Below are 17269 nucleotides of genomic sequence, written 5' to 3' on the forward strand. Positions count from 1 at the left end.
CAGAAGTGGAGAAGAGGAATTATTGCAGCATGGACACAAAAAACGAGTAATTGTTGCGATGAGTGGACTATTGCACCATGAGCAAATATAAATGACTTTAAGCGTCCTGCGGTTAAATATATTGTTCATGCCGTCCGGCTGAACCCCGGGTCAGGGGATCAGCCGGGAAGGAGAACGTCACGGTTCTGTTTTCCGGGAGAGGGTCTTTCGTTTTTTCTTCAGGTACATCACTTCGTCACATTTGCCGATCATCTCCGCCAGCGTCGTGTACTGGTCTGCGTTATTGATCAGTTCGCCAAAGGAATAATTGATGTTGTAGGGCTTGCCCGAGGTGTCATTGTAATGATCGAGACTGGCACTCAGCGCATGAAGATAAGAGCCGGTATTCCCGTTTCGCCGGATCAGGGCGGCAAACTCATCCCCGCCGAGGCGGCCTGCTATTTCGCCCGGTTCGAGGTGCTGATGTAAAAAGCCGGCAAAGATCTTCAGCACCTCGTCACCCTCAGCGTGTCCCCAGAGATCGTTAACCGGTTTGAACCTGTCCAGATCGAAATAGATGAGGCTGAACGACGCATCCTGCCGGTTCATTGCGCGGAAGAGTTTGTCGCCGGCGCGGTAAAACCCGCGCCGGTTGGGAATGCCCGTCAGGCTGTCCGTCATAGCCATGTTGATGGCCTCGAATTCGTCCTCCACGATACAGGCCAGGTCCCGGAGGGACGCAATGTCCTCATCCGTGAAGGCGCGGGGAACGGTGTGGATCAGGCACAGCGTGCCGGCCACCGTGCCGTCCGGCAGGCTCACCGGCTGGCCGGCGTAGAACCGGATGTGTGGCTCACCGGTAACCAGGGGATTATCGTGAAATCGCGCATCGGCAGCCGCATCGTGAATGATAAAAGGCCCTTCCTGCAGAATGGCGTGTCCGCAGAACGAAATATCACGTGGAGTTTCGCGCACGCCGACGCCCTGGCAGGCGAAGAGCCACTGGCGCTCGCGATCCAGCAGGCTTATCAGGGCCACCGGGACCTGAAAGGCTTTGCGGGCCAGCCGCGTCAGGCGTTCAAAACGCTCATCGTCACGGGTATCAAGAAGGCCGGTAATATACAGGGACTTCAGCCTCTGTTCTTCATTCTCCGGTATACCGGGTGCCTGCATGTAATCTCCTGGTATGTACAAAGTATATATGCAGATGAAAAGGTGTTTGGATCTGACTGAGTGTAATTATAGTTCACGACTTATCTGCCAGCGGCTGAACTTCAGGTACAGGAATTCACGTTTATCACTCGTACTAGACTCTCCGGAGGACCAGGGGAATGACCGGGTCTGTTACGGTGAGGGAATCTGTAAACCTCAGGATTTTTGCCGGGAAAGTACGTATAACTGTGACCTGCCCCCACGATTAGATACAACACTCAGTTAGTAACGTCGGAATCTTCATTCTCAGAATGACCCTTTCTCCAGCCCGCTGCAAATTCAGACGGTGTCTGATAATTCAGCGTGGAGTGCGGGCGGCATTCGTTATAATCCTGCCGCCAGTCATTAATAATTTTCCTGGCATGAACGATATCGCTGAACCAGTGCTCATTCAAACATTCATCGCGAAATCGTCCGTTAAAGCTCTCAATAAATCCGTTCTGCGTTGGCTTGCCCGGCTGGATTAAGCGCAACTCAACACCATGCTCAAAGGCCCATTGATCCAGTGCACGGCAAGTGAACTCCGGCCCCTGGTCAGTTCTTATCGTCGCCGGATAGCCTCGAAACAGTGCAATGCTGTCCAGAATACGCGTGACCTGAACGCCTGAAATCCCAAAGGCAACAGTGACCGTCAGGCATTCCTTTGTGAAATCATCGACGCAGGTAAGACACTTGATCCTGCGACCGGTGGAAAGTGCGTCCATGACGAAATCCATCGACCAGGTCAGATTGGGCGCCGCCGGACGGAGCAGCGGCAGACGTTCTGTTGCCAGCCCTTTACGACGTCTTCTGCGTTTTACGCCCAGGCCACTGAGGTGATAAAGCCGGTACACGCGCTTATGATTAACATGAAGCCCTTCACGGCGCAGCAACTGCCAAATACGACGGTAGCCAAAACGCCTGCGCTCCAGTGCCAGCTCAGTGATGCGCCCTGATAAATGCGCATCAGCAGCCGGACGGTGAGCCTCATAGCGGCAGGTCGACAGGGATAAACCTGTAAGCCTGCAGGCACGACGTTGCGACAGACCGGTCGCATCACACATCAACATCACGGCTTCCCGCTTCTGGTCTGTCGTCAGTACTTTCGCCCAAGAGCCACCTGAAGCGCCTCTTTATCCAGCATGGCTTCGGCAAGCAGCTTCTTGAGTCTGGTGTTCTCTTCCTCAAGCGACTTCAGGCGCTTAACTTCAGGCACCTCCATACCGCCATACTTCTTACGCCAGGTGTAAAACGTGGCATCGGAAATGGCATGCTTGCGGCAGAGTTCACGGGCGGGTACCCCAGCTTCGGCTTCGCGGAGAATACTGATGATCTGTTCGTCGGAAAAACGCTTCTTCATGGGGATGTCCTCATGTGGCTTATGAAGACATTACTAACATCGGGGTGTACTAATCAACGGGGAGCAGGTCAACTGCTATCTTGATTAGTAAATGTTAAAATTTGTAGGTATCCACCCGTTAAACAAAATGATTAATATTTAAAAATACTCGTTGAACACCCGTGCCGTAATAACGAAGTACATTAAAAATGTTATCCGGTCATGTGAAGCTGAGACCGTCTCTTCGTCATGTAAAATGCCGTACTTTCTTTGTCGTGAAGAATGACCGGGTTAAGTCCATAAGGTTGAGAGGAAGTCTGCTGATGTGATACGCTCAAGGCGGGATTTATCTCAGTGAGAACTCACGGCAACAAAAAGTTTTTGGACAACAAAACACAAAGTTGTTTTGGACTGTAGGAGTCCAAGAGACAATGACATTACATACAACGCCGTGTAATGGATTTTACATTATTACAAAGCCTGTGTTACAAGAGAGTTATGGACATGATTGAAAAAATATGTGAAGTAATTGATGGTGAATACGTCTGTGATATAGATATTAGCGTTGAAGAATGGAAGATTTTATTAAGGGATAAAAAAGTTTTTGATGACAAAAGTATTGCAGCGTTAAAAAAATGGTTCATTGAGCCAGACCATTCCTGTACATGTTTCGATATCGGCAAGAAGTACGACCTGCACAGTATGAGTGCTAATGGTGTAATCAATGGGTTGGGTGGAAGAGTTCAGAAGCAGCTTGGCCGATTCGAGGTTAAAGGAGTCGGAAAGATTGCTTCCGGGACAAAATTCATTACAGTCATGAAAAGTAGAGAAATTAAAGGAAACCCAAAGCGAAATTTATGGACTATCCGTGAAGAACTTGTTCAGGCAATAAAAGAACTAGATTTTTTTAGTACGAACGAAAGCTCAAGCATTGATTTTTACTCAGATAATGATTTGATCACTGCTCTAGAAGAAAGTAATCACTTTGACGTTACTCAGACATTTGAGTATAGCGAAAAAGCGAAACCTAAGAAAGCTGCAATAGAAGTCAAAAATGGACTCTCATACCCAAGAAGTAAATCTGTTTCAAAAAATGCGCTTAACAAAGCGGATTATAAATGTGAAATTAATTGCGACCATCCAACGTTCAGAAGGCGAAACTCTCCCCTAAATTACACAGAACCTCATCACATTGTCCCGATGTCAAAGCAAGACTATTTTGAGAATTCACTGGATGTGGAAGAGAATATCATATCACTATGTTGCAACTGCCATAAACAAATTCATCTTGGCAAGGGGTTTGAAGATATGTTGAGGAGAATATATGCCGAGCGGAAAGATGTATTAAAAAAAGCGGGAATCGAGATATTATTAGAGGATTTGATTCTTTTTTACAAGATGGAAGGTAATTAATCTTCGAGAAGATGCATGCTTATTTTTATTTTTAGCAATGAATGTGAAATACTGCCTGACTATCAATCCTGTCATGTGGTTCAGATTTATGGGGGAGGATTTTAATATTTTACCAGCATGGCATGTCGATCAATCGGTTAAGTATAGCGCCAGGTAACCAGACGGATTTTCCCTCTCAGGCGGGAGTCGTTATCCATCGTCCAGTACCTGATCAAAAGTAGGAATAATTACAAAAAAATTAAATTGTATGACTATTATTTCCGTTCAGAAAAGAAAGTTACATTAAAAACCCGAAATTATTCGGGTTTTTAATTAGTTAAGTACTATATGTTTTCGTGTCCGAGGGTACCCTAAGAGGGTGCGCAAGACAACACTCCAGTGTTCATTATTTATGACTGTCAAGCCATTTATTCATCTGCTCAATTTCACCTTTTTGAGCTTTAATGATGTCCTGCGCGAGCTTTCTCATTTCCGGATCTTTTCCGTATTTGAGCTCGGTCTCAGCCATTGCGATTGCCCCTTCATGGTGTGCGATCATACCTTTTGCAAAGGCCTTATCGGGATTGGATTCATTAACGGCGGCCATCATTTTTTCATGCATATTTTTCATGCCAGCCATATATTCCTGTGATGATGCCGATGAGTGCATATCTGACATTTTCATTTCCGAATGTTCAGCAGAAATGGCTGGCAGGGATAACATTAATATTACAAAAAGGGTGTTTTTGATTTTCATATAATAATTCCTTTCAGACAGGTACCGGTTAAGTGTAGCTGAGTCAGACAAAAAAGCCCCCTGACGGGGGGCAAAAATGTAGCAACGTTGTTTCAGGAAAATCTATCAGGGAAAAGGTAACAGCACGGATACTACCGTCGCATTCAGCCTGCATTGATCATGCGGCGGTGCGCTTCGGCCATGGCCTGATGTGGGCCGGATTGCCCGTTATTCATGAATTCATGGGCAACCGCTGCTCTTTCATGCTCATTCATCGCCGCGTAAGACGTTGACGGGACGGTCGTGGATACCGTGTTATTTCCCATCATCTTCTGATGACTTTCCACCATTTTCTGGTGCGCATCCGCCGAGCCGTTCGTCATGGTTTCATGAGCAATAATGGCCTGTTCATGCTGGTCCATACCGGTCATACGAGGAGCAGTCCCCTGGATCCCGACAGGAGCCGCAGCAGACTGCATCTGGTGAGCAGGAGCCTGTGCATTGTTGACGCGATCATGGATATTCACGGTTTCAGTGGCCCAGGCCGATGAAATTAAACCAAAGCCCAGCAAGGATGCTAATACGATATTTTTCATGATAACTCTCCATTTCTGAATTAGTGATGTCCGGGGAAGTACAACCGGTGTTTTCAGTTCCATAACTGAAACAAGTTCGGCAGCGTTTATTTCTCCGGAAGAGGGCTGGATATTCATTTCCTGGCGTACTCTGACGCCGGGTATTGATGAAGCAATCCAGCCTTCCTGATAAGTTGCACTAATTATATCGAATGGCTTCTGTTTGCTGCATGACAGGCTAATGACATCTTTGTCATTTACATCTTTATTTTCAGCATTGGGTTTCCGGGATCATTTTCTCCAGTCTGGGCACGGATAAGATAAAACGCGTGGAGCGTACGTCTGATTCCACCTGCACTCTTCCGTGATGTGCTTCCACGATTGACTTCACAATCGCAAGGCCGATGCCGCTGCCTTCTCCTTTTCGTTGTCTGGATGGATCCACCCGATAAAAACGGTCAAACAGCCTTGATAAATGTTCTTCAGGGATCGGTTTCCCCGGATTTTCAATCACAAGGTCAAAAAAGCTCTCCTGCTCTCTTATTGAGACGGTGATTGCCTGTCCCTCCGGGGTATAACGCAGGGCATTGGATAACAGATTATTGATCGCCCTTCTGAACATTTGTGGATCTCCCTCAACCAGGCAGGGCATCCCGTCAAATTTGAGCGTGATATTGCGTTCTTCGGCCCAGGCTTCGAAAAACTCGAAGACTTTCATGACTTCCGCTCTGAGGTCAAACATGACCCTGTCAGGTATCAGCTGATTATTGTCTGCCTGCGCCAGGAACAGCATGTCGCTGACCATTTTGGTCATCCGGTTATACTCTTCCAGGCTGGAGTAGAGGACATCCTCAAGTTCCTTCTGGGTTCGATCCTGACTCAGTGCGATTTCAGTCTGTGTCACCAGATTGGTGATGGGCGTTCTGATCTCGTGCGCGATATCGGCAGAGAAATTGGCCTGGCGGGTAAAGACATCCTCAATCTTTCCAATCATATGATTGAACGAGATAACCAGTTGCTCCAGCTCAATGGGAACCCGTGTCGGTTCCAGCCGCGCATCAAGATTCTCGGAGGTGATGCTTTTAATGGCATTGCTGACATTACGAAGGGGCAGATGCCCCTGACGGACAGCGATGCGAATGATCAGAACAATCAGCAGGCTTATCACAACAGCGATTGCAATCAGATTTTTTTTCAGCGCATCAAGGTAATGGAGATGGAAATTAATGGAGAGGCCAGTCAGCATGACATAGTTCTGCTGTTTGCCCTGAAATATCGCCTGGCCAGAGGAGGCGATAATCCGGTATGTTTCCATCTTCATTCCGGACCCGGTATCCATCGGTCCCGCAGGATCCTCCACCGTCCAGAGAAAGACATCCCGTGCGCGGCTGTGCTCGCTAAAATCTGCTGAATTCACTGCCGGGCGTAGTGCCGCCCCCTGAGCTGAGCTCAAGAGCACTTCACCCCTGGGATTGAGGAGCAAAAGGGCAACGTTGCGGTAGCTGGCAATTGATTCCTTTATTTTGCTTACTTTTTTTTCATCCGGATCTGCCGGGGACTGGAGTATACGGCTCAGTGTGGTGCTGATTTGTTGCAGATCGCTGACATCCTGCTCGGCAAAATGCTTTTCAACAGAATGCAGCATAAACCAGGTGAAGGCGATAAACGCCAGTATTGTGGACAGGCTGATAAAAAAGGTCAGCCGCAGAGCGAGTGAGAAAGGTCGTCTGGACGGTTTGCTATGCATCCGGGATCTCCAGCATGTAGCCCACGCCCCGCACTGTCTGGATCAGTTTTGTCCCGTAATCGTTGTCTATTTTAGCGCGGAGTCGCTTTACTGCGACATCAATCGCGTTAGTGTCGCTGTCAAAATTCATGTCCCAGACCTGAGAGGCAATCAGGGAGCGGGGAAGAACTTCTCCCTGATGGCGAATGAAGAATTCCAGCAAGCTGAACTCTTTACTGGTGAGCACAATGCGGTTCCCGGCGCGGCTGACTTTTCTGGATACGAGATCAACCGAGAGGTCAGCCACTTTAAGCTGGCTTTCCGTGATCATCGTGTTTCCCCGCCTGAGGAGGGTTCTTACCCGGGCGAGCAGTTCAGCAAACGCAAAGGGCTTCACCAGATAATCGTCCGCACCCAGCTCAAGTCCTTTGACCCTGTGTTCAATCGTGCCAAGGGCCGTCAGCAGTAATACCGGCATCCCCTTTCCGGCACTGCGCAGCATACGGATGATATCCCAGCCGTTTACATCAGGCAGCATGATATCCAGGATGACTAAATCATACTCGGCTGTCATGGCAAGATGATATCCGGTCAGACCATTATCAGCGTGATCCACGACGAACCCCGCCTCTGTCAGCCCCTTGCTGAGATATTCACCTGTTTTAATTTCGTCTTCAACGATTAATATTTTCATCATGCTCCCCGGCTGGCTGCTAATGTCATTTTATTGCGCCCACGATCGTTATCAACGGATTACAGCAAAAATGACAACATTGTCATTATCCTGTCACCCGGCAAACAGAGAGCGTTCGGTAAAGTATCCCTATCAATACTCTGGACTTCGTTTGAACCATTTACCAGGTCTGCCTGTACGAGAAGCGTTATGTTCAAATTAAAATTACTCAGCATCAGTACCATATTCATCCTGGCTGGTTGTGTTTCTCTGGCACCTGAATATCAGCGTCCGCCAGCTCCGGTTCCCCAGCAGTTTTCATTGTCTAAAAACAGTCTGACGCCTGCGGTAAACAGCTATCAGGATACGGGCTGGCGAAACTTTTTTGTCGATCCCCAGGTCAGCAGGCTGATCGGTGAAGCCCTGAATAATAACCGTGATTTGAGAATGGCTGCCCTGAAGGTTGAAGAGGCCCGGGCCCAGTTCAACGTCACGGATGCAGATCGTTATCCCCAACTGAATGCCTCATCCGGGATCACATACAACGGTGATCTGAAAGGTGACAAGCCGACCACACAGGAGTACGACGCGGGTCTGGAGCTCAGCTATGAGCTCGATTTTTTTGGCAAACTTAAGAACATGAGTGAGGCTGATCGCCAGAACTACTTTGCCAGCGAAGAAGCCCGTCGTGCCGTACACATCCTGCTGGTCTCCAACGTTTCACAGAGCTATTTCAGCCAGCAACTGGCGTACGAACAACTCCGTATTGCGCGGGAAACGCTGAAAAATTATGAACAGTCCTATGCTTTCGTTGAGCAACAGCTCGTGACCGGGAGTACGAACGTTCTGGCACTTGAACAGGCGAGAGGACAAATCGAAAGTACCCGCGCCGAAATAGCCAAACGAGAAGGCGATCTGGCTCAGGCAAACAATGCCCTGCAACTGGTGCTGGGAACGTACCGCGCACTTCCGTCAGAAAAAGGGATGAAAGGCGGGGAGATCGCACCAGTAAAATTGCCACCAAATCTATCTTCACAAATTTTGCTGCAGCGACCGGATATTATGGAAGCGGAATATCAGCTGAAAGCGGCTGATGCCAATATTGGCGCAGCGCGAGCGGCCTTTTTCCCCTCCATTACCCTGACCAGTGGTCTTTCCGCAAGCAGTACGGAGCTGTCAAGCCTGTTTACGTCAGGAAGTGGAATGTGGAATTTTATCCCTAAAATTGAAATTCCTATTTTTAATGCTGGCAGGAATAAAGCCAATCTGAAGCTGGCTGAAATTCGCCAGCAACAGTCGGTGGTTAATTACGAACAAAAAATTCAGTCAGCCTTTAAGGATGTTTCCGACACGCTTGCGCTGCGCGACAGCTTTAGCCAGCAACTTGAGTCACAGCAGCGTTATCTTGATTCACTTCAGATAACTCTCCAGCGTGCCAGAGGATTATATGCAAGTGGTGCTGTCAGTTACATCGAAGTGCTGGATGCAGAACGTTCCCTCTTCGCTACGCAGCAAACCATTCTCGATCTTACCTATTCCCGACAGGTTAACGAAATTAATCTGTTTACCGCGCTGGGTGGCGGTTGGGTAGAGTAAATTTATTTAATTAATCAGGAAATTAAAAATGCGTAATTCACTTAAAGCCGTTTTATTTGGTGCCTTCTCTGTCATGTTTTCTGCCGGTCTTCATGCTGAAACACATCAGCATGGCGATATGAATGCTGCCAGTGATGCTTCGGTACAGCAGGTTATCAAGGGCACCGGTGTCGTTAAAGACATTGATATGAATAGTAAAAAGATTACCATTTCGCACGAAGCAATCCCTGCTGTGGGCTGGCCTGCAATGACCATGCGCTTCACTTTTGTTAATGCAGACGACGCTATCAATGCCCTGAAAACCGGCAACCATGTCGATTTCTCGTTTATTCAGCAGGGCAATATCTCCTTACTCAAAAGCATTAACGTTACGCAATCCTGATTATCAGTCCGGAGCGAATACATCCAGTGCGCCTGAACATTCATTAAGGGATTACTGTGAATGAATGATCGGGCGCATATGCCAGGTGTTTTGATTTTTCAGCGAGAAATTGTATGGCTTCTTTAAAGATAAAATATGCTGCAATAATTATCAGCAGCCTCATAGCAGGGGGGCTGATATCGGTTACTGCCTGGCAGTATGTAAACTCATCACAAAAAACAGTACAAACCGAACAAAAGGCACCGGAGCGAAAGGTACTTTTCTGGTATGACCCGATGAAACCGGATACCAAATTTGATAAACCCGGAAAATCTCCCTTTATGGATATGGACCTGGTGCCGAAATATGCTGATGAAAGTGGCGATAAAAGCAGTGGCGGGATCCGTATCGATCCAACCCAGGTTCAGAATCTGGGATTAAAAACGCAAAAAGTTACGCGAGGAATGCTGAATTATTCCCAGACAATCCCGGCTAATGTCAGTTACAACGAGTATCAGTTTGTCATTGTGCAGGCGCGTTCTGACGGTTTCGTCGAAAAAGTGTATCCCCTGACGATTGGCGATCATGTGAAGAAAGGCACTCCGCTTATCGATATCACCATTCCTGAATGGGTTGAGGCACAAAGTGAGTTCCTGCTGTTATCCGGTACAGGCGGTACGTCAACCCAGATAAAAGGGGTTCTGGAGCGACTTCGTCTGGCTGGTATGCCGGAAGAGGATATTCAAAGGCTGCGTTCAACCCGCACAATCCAGACCCGTTTTACCATTAAAGCACCTATTGATGGTGTCATTACTGCGTTTGACCTGCGCACCGGAATGAATATTTCGAAAGATAAAGTAGTGGCTCAGATTCAGGGGATGGACCCGGTCTGGATCAGCGCTGCAGTGCCAGAATCTATCGCCTATCTGCTGAAAGATACGTCGCAGTTTGAAATTTCGGTACCGGCTTATCCGGATAAAACATTCCATGTCGAAAAATGGAACATTCTTCCCAGCGTGGATCAGACAACCCGTACGCTTCAGGTCCGTCTCCAGGTTTCTAATAAGGATGAGTTTCTCAAGCCGGGCATGAATGCCTATCTGAAACTGAATACCAAGAGCCAGGAGATGCTGCTGATACCAAGCCAGGCCGTTATCGATACCGGCAAAGAACAGCGCGTGATTACTGTTGATGATGAAGGCAAGTTTGTGCCGAAACAGATCCACGTTCTGCATGAATCACAGCAACAGTCCGGCATTGGCTCCGGCCTGAATGAAGGCGATACCGTGGTGGTCAGTGGCCTGTTCCTCATTGACTCCGAAGCCAATATTACGGGCGCGCTGGAACGTATGCGCCACCCTGAAAAAACAGAAAACAGTATGCCAGCAATGTCTGAGCAGCCTGTAAATATGCATTCAGGGCACTGAGGAGACGACGATGATTGAATGGATTATCCGGCGCTCTGTCGCCAACCGTTTCCTGGTCATGATGGGCGCACTGTTTCTCAGCATCTGGGGCACATGGACGATAATTAACACGCCGGTCGATGCGCTGCCTGACCTGTCAGATGTGCAGGTCATTATTAAAACCAGCTATCCCGGACAGGCCCCGCAGATTGTAGAAAACCAGGTCACCTATCCGCTTACCACCACCATGCTGTCCGTACCTGGCGCAAAAACCGTGCGTGGCTTTTCACAGTTCGGTGATTCGTATGTGTATGTCATTTTTGAAGACGGCACCGATCTGTACTGGGCCCGTTCGCGCGTGCTGGAATACCTGAATCAGGTTCAGGGCAAACTGCCTGCGGGTGTGAGCTCTGAAATCGGCCCGGACGCCACGGGAGTGGGCTGGATATTTGAATATGCCCTTGTCGATCGCAACGGAAAACACGACCTTTCAGAACTGCGCTCTCTGCAGGACTGGTTCCTGAAATTTGAGCTGAAAACCATCCCGAACGTGGCTGAGGTCGCTTCGGTTGGCGGCGTGGTGAAACAGTACCAGATTCAGGTCAATCCGGTAAAACTGTCCCAGTACGGTATCAGCCTGCCCGAAGTGAAACAGGCACTTGAATCGTCTAACCAGGAGGCCGGTGGCTCATCCGTTGAAATGGCCGAAGCGGAGTATATGGTCCGTGCCAGCGGTTATCTTCAGAGCATTGATGATTTTAATAACATCGTCCTGAAAACAGGTGAGAACGGCGTGCCGGTTTATCTGCGGGATGTTGCCCGCGTGCAGACCGGGCCCGAAATGAGGCGTGGTATTGCCGAGCTGAACGGCCAGGGAGAAGTCGCTGGCGGCGTGGTGATCCTGCGGTCGGGTAAAAATGCGCGCGACGTTATCACGGCAGTGAGGGATAAACTGGAGACGCTGAAGGCCAGCCTGCCGGAAGGCGTTGAAATCGTGACCACCTACGATCGCAGCCAGTTAATCGACCGGGCGATTGATAACCTCAGTTCCAAACTTCTGGAAGAGTTTATCGTGGTGGCCATCGTCTGTGCTCTGTTCCTGTGGCACGTACGTTCTGCCCTGGTGGCGATTATCTCTCTGCCGCTTGGCCTGTGTATCGCCTTTATCGTCATGCACTTCCAGGGACTGAACGCCAATATCATGTCGCTGGGAGGGATAGCGATTGCCGTCGGTGCGATGGTGGATGCCGCCATTGTGATGATTGAAAATGCGCACAAACGGCTTGAGGAGTGGGATCATCAGCATCCGGGTGAGCAGATTGACAACGCCACCCGCTGGAAGGTGATTACCGACGCCTCCGTGGAAGTGGGACCCGCGTTGTTCATTAGCCTGCTGATCATCACCCTGTCCTTTATTCCTATCTTTACCCTGGAAGGGCAGGAAGGTCGTCTGTTTGGCCCGCTGGCATTCACGAAAACGTACTCCATGGCGGGAGCGGCCGCACTGGCCATCATCGTCATTCCTATTCTGATGGGATTCTGGATCCGGGGGAAAATTCCTGCCGAGACAAGTAACCCCCTGAACCGGGTGCTGATCAAAGCGTATCATCCTTTGCTGCTGCGGGTCCTCCACTGGCCAAAAACAACCCTGCTGGTTGCGGCCTTGTCCATTTTCACGGTTATCTGGCCACTGAGTCAGGTGGGCGGTGAATTTCTGCCGAAGATTAACGAGGGCGATCTGCTGTATATGCCGTCGACCTTGCCTGGCGTCTCTCCGGCAGAAGCTGCAGCGCTCCTGCAGACAACAGACAAGTTAATCAAAAGCGTTCCTGAAGTGGCTTCTGTATTTGGCAAGACCGGTAAAGCAGAGACCGCAACGGATTCCGCGCCGCTCGAAATGGTGGAAACCACGATCCAGCTCAAACCTGAGGATCAGTGGCGTCCCGGCATGACAATTGACAAGATTATTGATGAACTCGACAGGACAGTCCGTTTACCGGGTCTGGCAAACCTCTGGGTGCCGCCTATCCGTAACCGTATTGATATGCTCTCAACCGGGATCAAAAGCCCGATAGGTATCAAAGTGTCCGGGACTGTTCTGTCCGATATCGACGCGACGGCGCAGAGTATCGAGGCGGTAGCCAAAACCGTGCCTGGCGTGGTGTCTGTCCTGGCTGAGCGACTTGAGGGCGGGCGCTACATCGATATCGATATCAACCGGGAGAAAGCCTCCCGCTACGGGATGACGGTAGGTGATGTCCAGCTGTTCGTCTCTTCAGCAATCGGAGGTGCTATGGTGGGTGAGACGGTTGAAGGGGTGGCCCGGTACCCTATTAACATTCGCTACCCGCAGGATTACCGGAACAGTCCGCAGGCGCTGAAACAGATGCCGATCCTGACCCCGATGAAGCAGCAGATCACGCTGGGCGATGTCGCGGATATTAACGTCGTTTCTGGACCAACCATGCTGAAAACCGAAAATGCCCGGCCAGCCAGCTGGATTTATGTTGATGCCCGCGGCAGGGACATGGTGTCGGTGGTTAACGACATTAAGACGGCCATCAGCGAGAAAGTGAAACTGAGACCGGGAACCAGTGTGGCATTCTCCGGACAGTTTGAACTGCTTGAGCATGCCAACAAGAAACTGAAGCTGATGGTGCCGATGACGGTGATGATCATTTTCATCCTGTTGTATCTGGCATTCCGCCGGGTTGACGAAGCCCTGCTGATCCTGATGAGCCTGCCGTTCGCCCTGGTTGGCGGAATATGGTTCCTGTACTGGCAGGGCTTCCATATGTCAGTGGCGACCGGAACCGGGTTTATCGCCCTGGCCGGGGTGGCAGCAGAGTTTGGCGTGGTCATGCTGATGTATCTGCGTCATGCCATTGAAGCGCACCCGGAATTGTCCCGTAAAGAGACGTTCACACCGGAAGGTCTTGATGAAGCCCTCTATCATGGTGCCGTACTGCGTGTCCGGCCGAAAGCCATGACCGTGGCGGTGATCATTGCGGGTCTGCTGCCAATACTCTGGGGAACCGGCGCAGGTTCAGAAGTCATGAGCCGTATTGCGGCACCCATGATTGGTGGGATGATCACGGCTCCGCTGCTGTCCCTGTTCATTATTCCTGCCGCCTACAAATTAATCTGGCTGCGCAGACATAAAAAAAGCGTGTCCTGAACCTGAAAGGGCACCCCCTGTGGGTGTCCTTCTTTACTGATTCACCCTGACGTCAGGGTTTATATCGATAATATACAGAGGTGAGTATGAAAAAAGTGGTTCTAATGGCGCTGGCTCTCGGCCTTTCACTACCCGCGATGGCGAGTGAAAAAGTGATTGATATGTACAAATCTGAAAACTGTGGCTGTTGTTCCCTGTGGGGCAAAGCGATGGAAAAAGACGGGTTCGAAGTACGAACTCACGTCATGAATGATCAGGCGCTGTCAGCCCTGAAAGAAAAGCATGCTGTTCCTGCAGGACTACGAAGTTGTCATACCGCGGTTGCCGGTAATTTGATCATTGAAGGCCATGTGCCTGCGACAACGATACATAAGGCAATGCAGTCTGGTTCGGGTATATACGGTCTCGCCACCCCCGGTATGCCAGCAGGAAGTCCTGGAATGGAGATGGGAGCCCGAAAAGAGGCTTACGATGTTATCGCATTCTCACCGGATGGAAGTAAAAAAGTCTTCCAGCGAATCGAATAGTCAGCGGAACGGCTGATAACGGGACGCCGGTAGCAGGCACTCCTGTGCCGGCGATATTCGTGGTAATCGCATCCATGACATACCCTGAAGACAGAAGATGCTTCGGTATGCATAAGGAGAGTTACTGTGAAAAATGACAATGCAGTGCAACACAACAACCAGACTGCTTCTGAGCAGACATTATCCCCGGACGAGGGCCACGTATTGCATAAGGTGAGAGATCCCGTGTGCGGGATGGTCATCCTGCCTGACAAGGCGCACAGCAGCATTCGATACCAGGACCATCAGCTTTATTTCTGCTCCGCCAGCTGTGAGAGCAAATTTAAAGCCCATCCCGATCATTATTTTACCGAAGATGCCAGTGAACATTCCCATCACCATCACCACGATCATCACGAAGTCAGCCCTGATCAGATAAAACAGCCTCACAACCAGGCGGAAAAAGAGAATTCTGAAGGTGTGTGGACATGTCCGATGCACCCGGAGATACGCCGCAGTGGTCCCGGAAGCTGTCCTGTCTGTGGAATGGCACTGGAGCCGCTCGTAGCTACGGCATCCACGGGGCCGAGTGATGAACTTCACGACATGACAAGACGCTTCTGGCTGGGGTTGTTGCTGGCGTTTCCGGTTCTGGTACTCGAAATGGGATCTCATCTGTTTCCCGACTTGAGGAATACAGTACCGCCACAGTACAACACATGGCTGCAGTTGCTTCTGGCCTCCCCTGTCGTGTTGTGGTGTGGCTGGCCATTCTTCGCCCGGGCCGGAATGTCGTTACGTAACCGCTCCCTGAATATGTTTACCCTTGTTGCAATGGGGACCGGCGTAGCCTGGGTTTACAGCGTCATTGCAACCGTCTTCCCCTCCTGGTTTCCTGCATCGTTCAGAAACATGGATGGCCTGGTGGCCGTTTATTTTGAAGCCGCAGCAGTTATTACGGTGCTTGTTCTGCTGGGACAGGTTCTTGAGCTGCGGGCACGGGAACAAACCTCAGGCGCCATTACTGCGCTTCTGAACCTTGCCCCCAAAACCGCCAGACGGCTGGATCATGACGGTCATGAAACGGATATTAATGCGGAAGATGTCCTGCCTGGCGATAAGCTCCGCATCAGACCTGGAGAGAGTATTCCGGTCGACGGTATCGTGATCGAAGGCAAAACAACCGTGGATGAATCGATGGTGACCGGGGAGTCTATGCCGGTTACCAAAACGAAGGGTGACCCTGTCATTGGGGGGACGATTAATCAGACAGGTAGTCTTATCATCCGTGCAGAGAAAGTCGGTGATGAAACGATGCTCTCACGAATTGTTCAGATGGTCGCTGATGCACAGCGTTCGCGTGCCCCCATCCAGAGAATGGCAGACAGCGTTTCAGGCTGGTTTGTTCCTCTGGTGATACTTATCGCGGTTGTTGCTTTCTTGATCTGGTCTGTCTGGGGGCCCGAGCCCAGGATGGTGCACGGTCTCATTGCGGCTGTGTCGGTCCTGATTATTGCCTGTCCCTGCGCGCTGGGACTGGCCACGCCGATGTCGATAATGGTGGGGGTGGGCAAAGGCGCCCAGGCCGGGGTGTTAATCAAGAATGCCGAAGCCCTTGAGCGTCTTGAAAAAGTGGACACGCTGGTTGTCGACAAAACAGGCACGCTCACGGAAGGTTCGCCTACGGTGACAGGGATTATCAGTCTCAGTCCGGGTGGGGAAATATCTCTTTTACGTGTAACAGCTGCAGTGGAAAAAGGTTCGCAGCATCCGTTGGGTATGGCTGTTGTCAGAGCCGCGCATGAAAAGGGGATCGTGATACCTGCCGTCAGTAATTTCAATGCCCCGTCGGGGAAAGGTGTCTCAGGCGATGTCGAAGGTCAACGGGTTGTTATTGGTAATGAACTGGCTATGCAGGAAAACAGTATCGTTATTGATAATCAAAAGGCCGTTGCGGATACGTTGCGGATGGAAGGCGCTACCGTTATCTATGTGGCCACAGACGGGAACCTTGCAGGCCTGATAGCTATCTCGGATCCCGTGAAAGCAACCACGCCGGATGCGCTTAAAGCTTTGCGTCAGGCGGGGATCCGCATTGTTATGCTCACCGGGGATAACCAGCTTACTGCTGAAGCAGTCGCACGGAAACTGGGAATAGATGAGGTTGAAGCCGGGATTCTGCCGGATGGCAAAAAAGCAGTGATAACCCGACTGAAAGAGTCTGGCCATGTGGTTGCGATGGCCGGAGACGGTGTGAATGATGCCCCGGCGCTGGCAGCGGCTGACGTGGGTATAGCCATGGGAACGGGTACAGATGTGGCAATAGAAAGTGCTGGCGTTACCCTTCTCAAAGGCGATTTGATGATACTCAACAGGGCCCGTCATCTGTCAGAGATCACCATGAAAAATATCCGGCAGAATCTGTTTTTTGCGTTTATCTACAATGCTCTTGGGGTGCCTGTAGCTGCAGGTCTGCTTTATCCTGTGTATGGAATACTGCTGTCGCCAGTTATTGCGGCGGCGGCCATGGCCCTTTCCTCCGTTAGCGTCATTGCAAATGCGTTGCGTCTGAAAAGTGTCAGGCTCGGGAAATAACACTGAGTGAAGGGGC

At 50.2% G+C, this 17269-nt stretch carries 13 protein-coding genes; 7 read left to right on the forward strand and 6 right to left on the reverse strand.

Going from position 1 to position 17269, the window contains the following annotated elements; all coding sequences use genetic code 11:
* Positions 1-177 precede the first annotated feature (177 nt).
* Complete coding sequence (locus RHN82_RS23715; RefSeq protein WP_001148755.1) at positions 178-1152, reverse strand: diguanylate cyclase; 975 nt, start codon at positions 1150-1152, stop codon at positions 178-180.
* A gap of 257 nt (positions 1153-1409) precedes the next feature.
* A protein-coding gene (locus tag RHN82_RS23720) for an IS3-like element ISSen4 family transposase (protein WP_085950818.1) occupies positions 1410-2530 on the reverse strand; the annotation gives its coding sequence in 2 pieces (ribosomal slippage) (positions 1410-2272 and positions 2272-2530; 1122 coding nt in all).
* 483 nt (positions 2531-3013) lie between these two features.
* Between RHN82_RS23720 and RHN82_RS23725 the strand changes: the two genes are divergently transcribed.
* Positions 3014-3922 (forward strand): HNH endonuclease, encoded by a 909-nt coding sequence (locus RHN82_RS23725; RefSeq protein ID WP_045358000.1) that lies wholly within the window; start codon positions 3014-3016, stop codon positions 3920-3922.
* A 385-nt stretch (positions 3923-4307) separates the two neighbouring features.
* Here the strand turns inward: RHN82_RS23725 and RHN82_RS23730 are convergent, their stop codons facing one another.
* The 4 genes from RHN82_RS23730 to silR form a co-directional block, all read right to left on the reverse strand.
* Complete coding sequence (locus tag RHN82_RS23730) at positions 4308-4658, reverse strand: DUF305 domain-containing protein (RefSeq protein ID WP_000694953.1); 351 nt, start codon at positions 4656-4658, stop codon at positions 4308-4310.
* A gap of 143 nt (positions 4659-4801) precedes the next feature.
* Positions 4802-5233, reverse strand: a complete 432-nt coding sequence (silE, locus tag RHN82_RS23735; RefSeq protein ID WP_000790483.1) for a silver-binding protein SilE — start codon at positions 5231-5233, stop codon at positions 4802-4804.
* A gap of 250 nt (positions 5234-5483) precedes the next feature.
* Positions 5484-6959, reverse strand: a complete 1476-nt coding sequence (gene silS / locus RHN82_RS23740; RefSeq protein ID WP_032638115.1) for a copper/silver sensor histidine kinase SilS — start codon at positions 6957-6959, stop codon at positions 5484-5486.
* The gene (gene silR, locus RHN82_RS23745; RefSeq protein ID WP_001572351.1) at positions 6952-7632 is read right to left on the reverse strand and encodes a copper/silver response regulator transcription factor SilR; all 681 of its coding nucleotides are present in this window, start codon (positions 7630-7632) and stop codon (positions 6952-6954) included. The genes silS and silR overlap by 8 nt, the downstream gene beginning before the upstream one ends.
* 189 nt (positions 7633-7821) lie before the next feature.
* Between silR and silC the strand changes: the two genes are divergently transcribed.
* The 6 genes from silC to silP all read left to right on the forward strand — a co-directional run bounded on the left by silC (position 7822) and on the right by silP (position 17253).
* The gene (gene silC, locus RHN82_RS23750; RefSeq protein ID WP_045357991.1) at positions 7822-9207 is read left to right on the forward strand and encodes a Cu(+)/Ag(+) efflux RND transporter outer membrane channel SilC; all 1386 of its coding nucleotides are present in this window, start codon (positions 7822-7824) and stop codon (positions 9205-9207) included.
* Between the two features lie 28 nt (positions 9208-9235).
* The gene (cusF, locus tag RHN82_RS23755; RefSeq protein WP_001246153.1) at positions 9236-9589 is read left to right on the forward strand and encodes a cation efflux system protein CusF; all 354 of its coding nucleotides are present in this window, start codon (positions 9236-9238) and stop codon (positions 9587-9589) included.
* A gap of 113 nt (positions 9590-9702) precedes the next feature.
* A complete protein-coding gene (gene silB / locus RHN82_RS23760; protein WP_001485328.1) occupies positions 9703-10995 on the forward strand; it encodes a Cu(+)/Ag(+) efflux RND transporter periplasmic adaptor subunit SilB in 1293 nt (430 codons plus the stop codon).
* A gap of 10 nt (positions 10996-11005) precedes the next feature.
* A complete protein-coding gene (gene silA / locus RHN82_RS23765; protein WP_000574021.1) occupies positions 11006-14152 on the forward strand; it encodes a Cu(+)/Ag(+) efflux RND transporter permease subunit SilA in 3147 nt (1048 codons plus the stop codon).
* Positions 14153-14238: 86 nt separating this feature from the next.
* Positions 14239-14679, forward strand: a complete 441-nt coding sequence (locus tag RHN82_RS23770) for a DUF411 domain-containing protein (RefSeq protein ID WP_008322815.1) — start codon at positions 14239-14241, stop codon at positions 14677-14679.
* 126 nt (positions 14680-14805) lie between these two features.
* The gene (gene silP / locus RHN82_RS23775; protein ID WP_045357992.1) at positions 14806-17253 is read left to right on the forward strand and encodes an Ag(+)-translocating P-type ATPase SilP; all 2448 of its coding nucleotides are present in this window, start codon (positions 14806-14808) and stop codon (positions 17251-17253) included.
* Positions 17254-17269: the final 16 nt, after the last annotated feature.

Origin of the sequence: Enterobacter cloacae complex sp. EB5 (genome assembly GCF_031432835.1) — a bacterium.
In the GTDB taxonomy this organism is placed as follows: domain Bacteria; phylum Pseudomonadota; class Gammaproteobacteria; order Enterobacterales; family Enterobacteriaceae; genus Enterobacter; species Enterobacter hormaechei_C.

What these genes read in the sequence shown, in the direction of transcription:
- RHN82_RS23770 (WP_008322815.1), top strand. Translation starts at nt 14,239, where the DNA reads ATGAAAAAAGTGGTTCTAATGGCGCTGGCTCTCGGCCTTTCACTACCC.
- silE (WP_000790483.1), bottom strand. Translation starts at nt 5,233, where the DNA reads ATGAAAAATATCGTATTAGCATCCTTGCTGGGCTTTGGTTTAATTTCA.
- silS (WP_032638115.1), bottom strand. Translation starts at nt 6,959, where the DNA reads ATGCATAGCAAACCGTCCAGACGACCTTTCTCACTCGCTCTGCGGCTG.
- silB (WP_001485328.1), top strand. Translation starts at nt 9,703, where the DNA reads ATGGCTTCTTTAAAGATAAAATATGCTGCAATAATTATCAGCAGCCTC.
- cusF (WP_001246153.1), top strand. Translation starts at nt 9,236, where the DNA reads ATGCGTAATTCACTTAAAGCCGTTTTATTTGGTGCCTTCTCTGTCATG.
- silA (WP_000574021.1), top strand. Translation starts at nt 11,006, where the DNA reads ATGATTGAATGGATTATCCGGCGCTCTGTCGCCAACCGTTTCCTGGTC.
- RHN82_RS23725 (WP_045358000.1), top strand. Translation starts at nt 3,014, where the DNA reads ATGATTGAAAAAATATGTGAAGTAATTGATGGTGAATACGTCTGTGAT.
- RHN82_RS23715 (WP_001148755.1), bottom strand. Translation starts at nt 1,152, where the DNA reads ATGCAGGCACCCGGTATACCGGAGAATGAAGAACAGAGGCTGAAGTCC.
- silC (WP_045357991.1), top strand. Translation starts at nt 7,822, where the DNA reads ATGTTCAAATTAAAATTACTCAGCATCAGTACCATATTCATCCTGGCT.
- silR (WP_001572351.1), bottom strand. Translation starts at nt 7,632, where the DNA reads ATGAAAATATTAATCGTTGAAGACGAAATTAAAACAGGTGAATATCTC.
- RHN82_RS23730 (WP_000694953.1), bottom strand. Translation starts at nt 4,658, where the DNA reads ATGAAAATCAAAAACACCCTTTTTGTAATATTAATGTTATCCCTGCCA.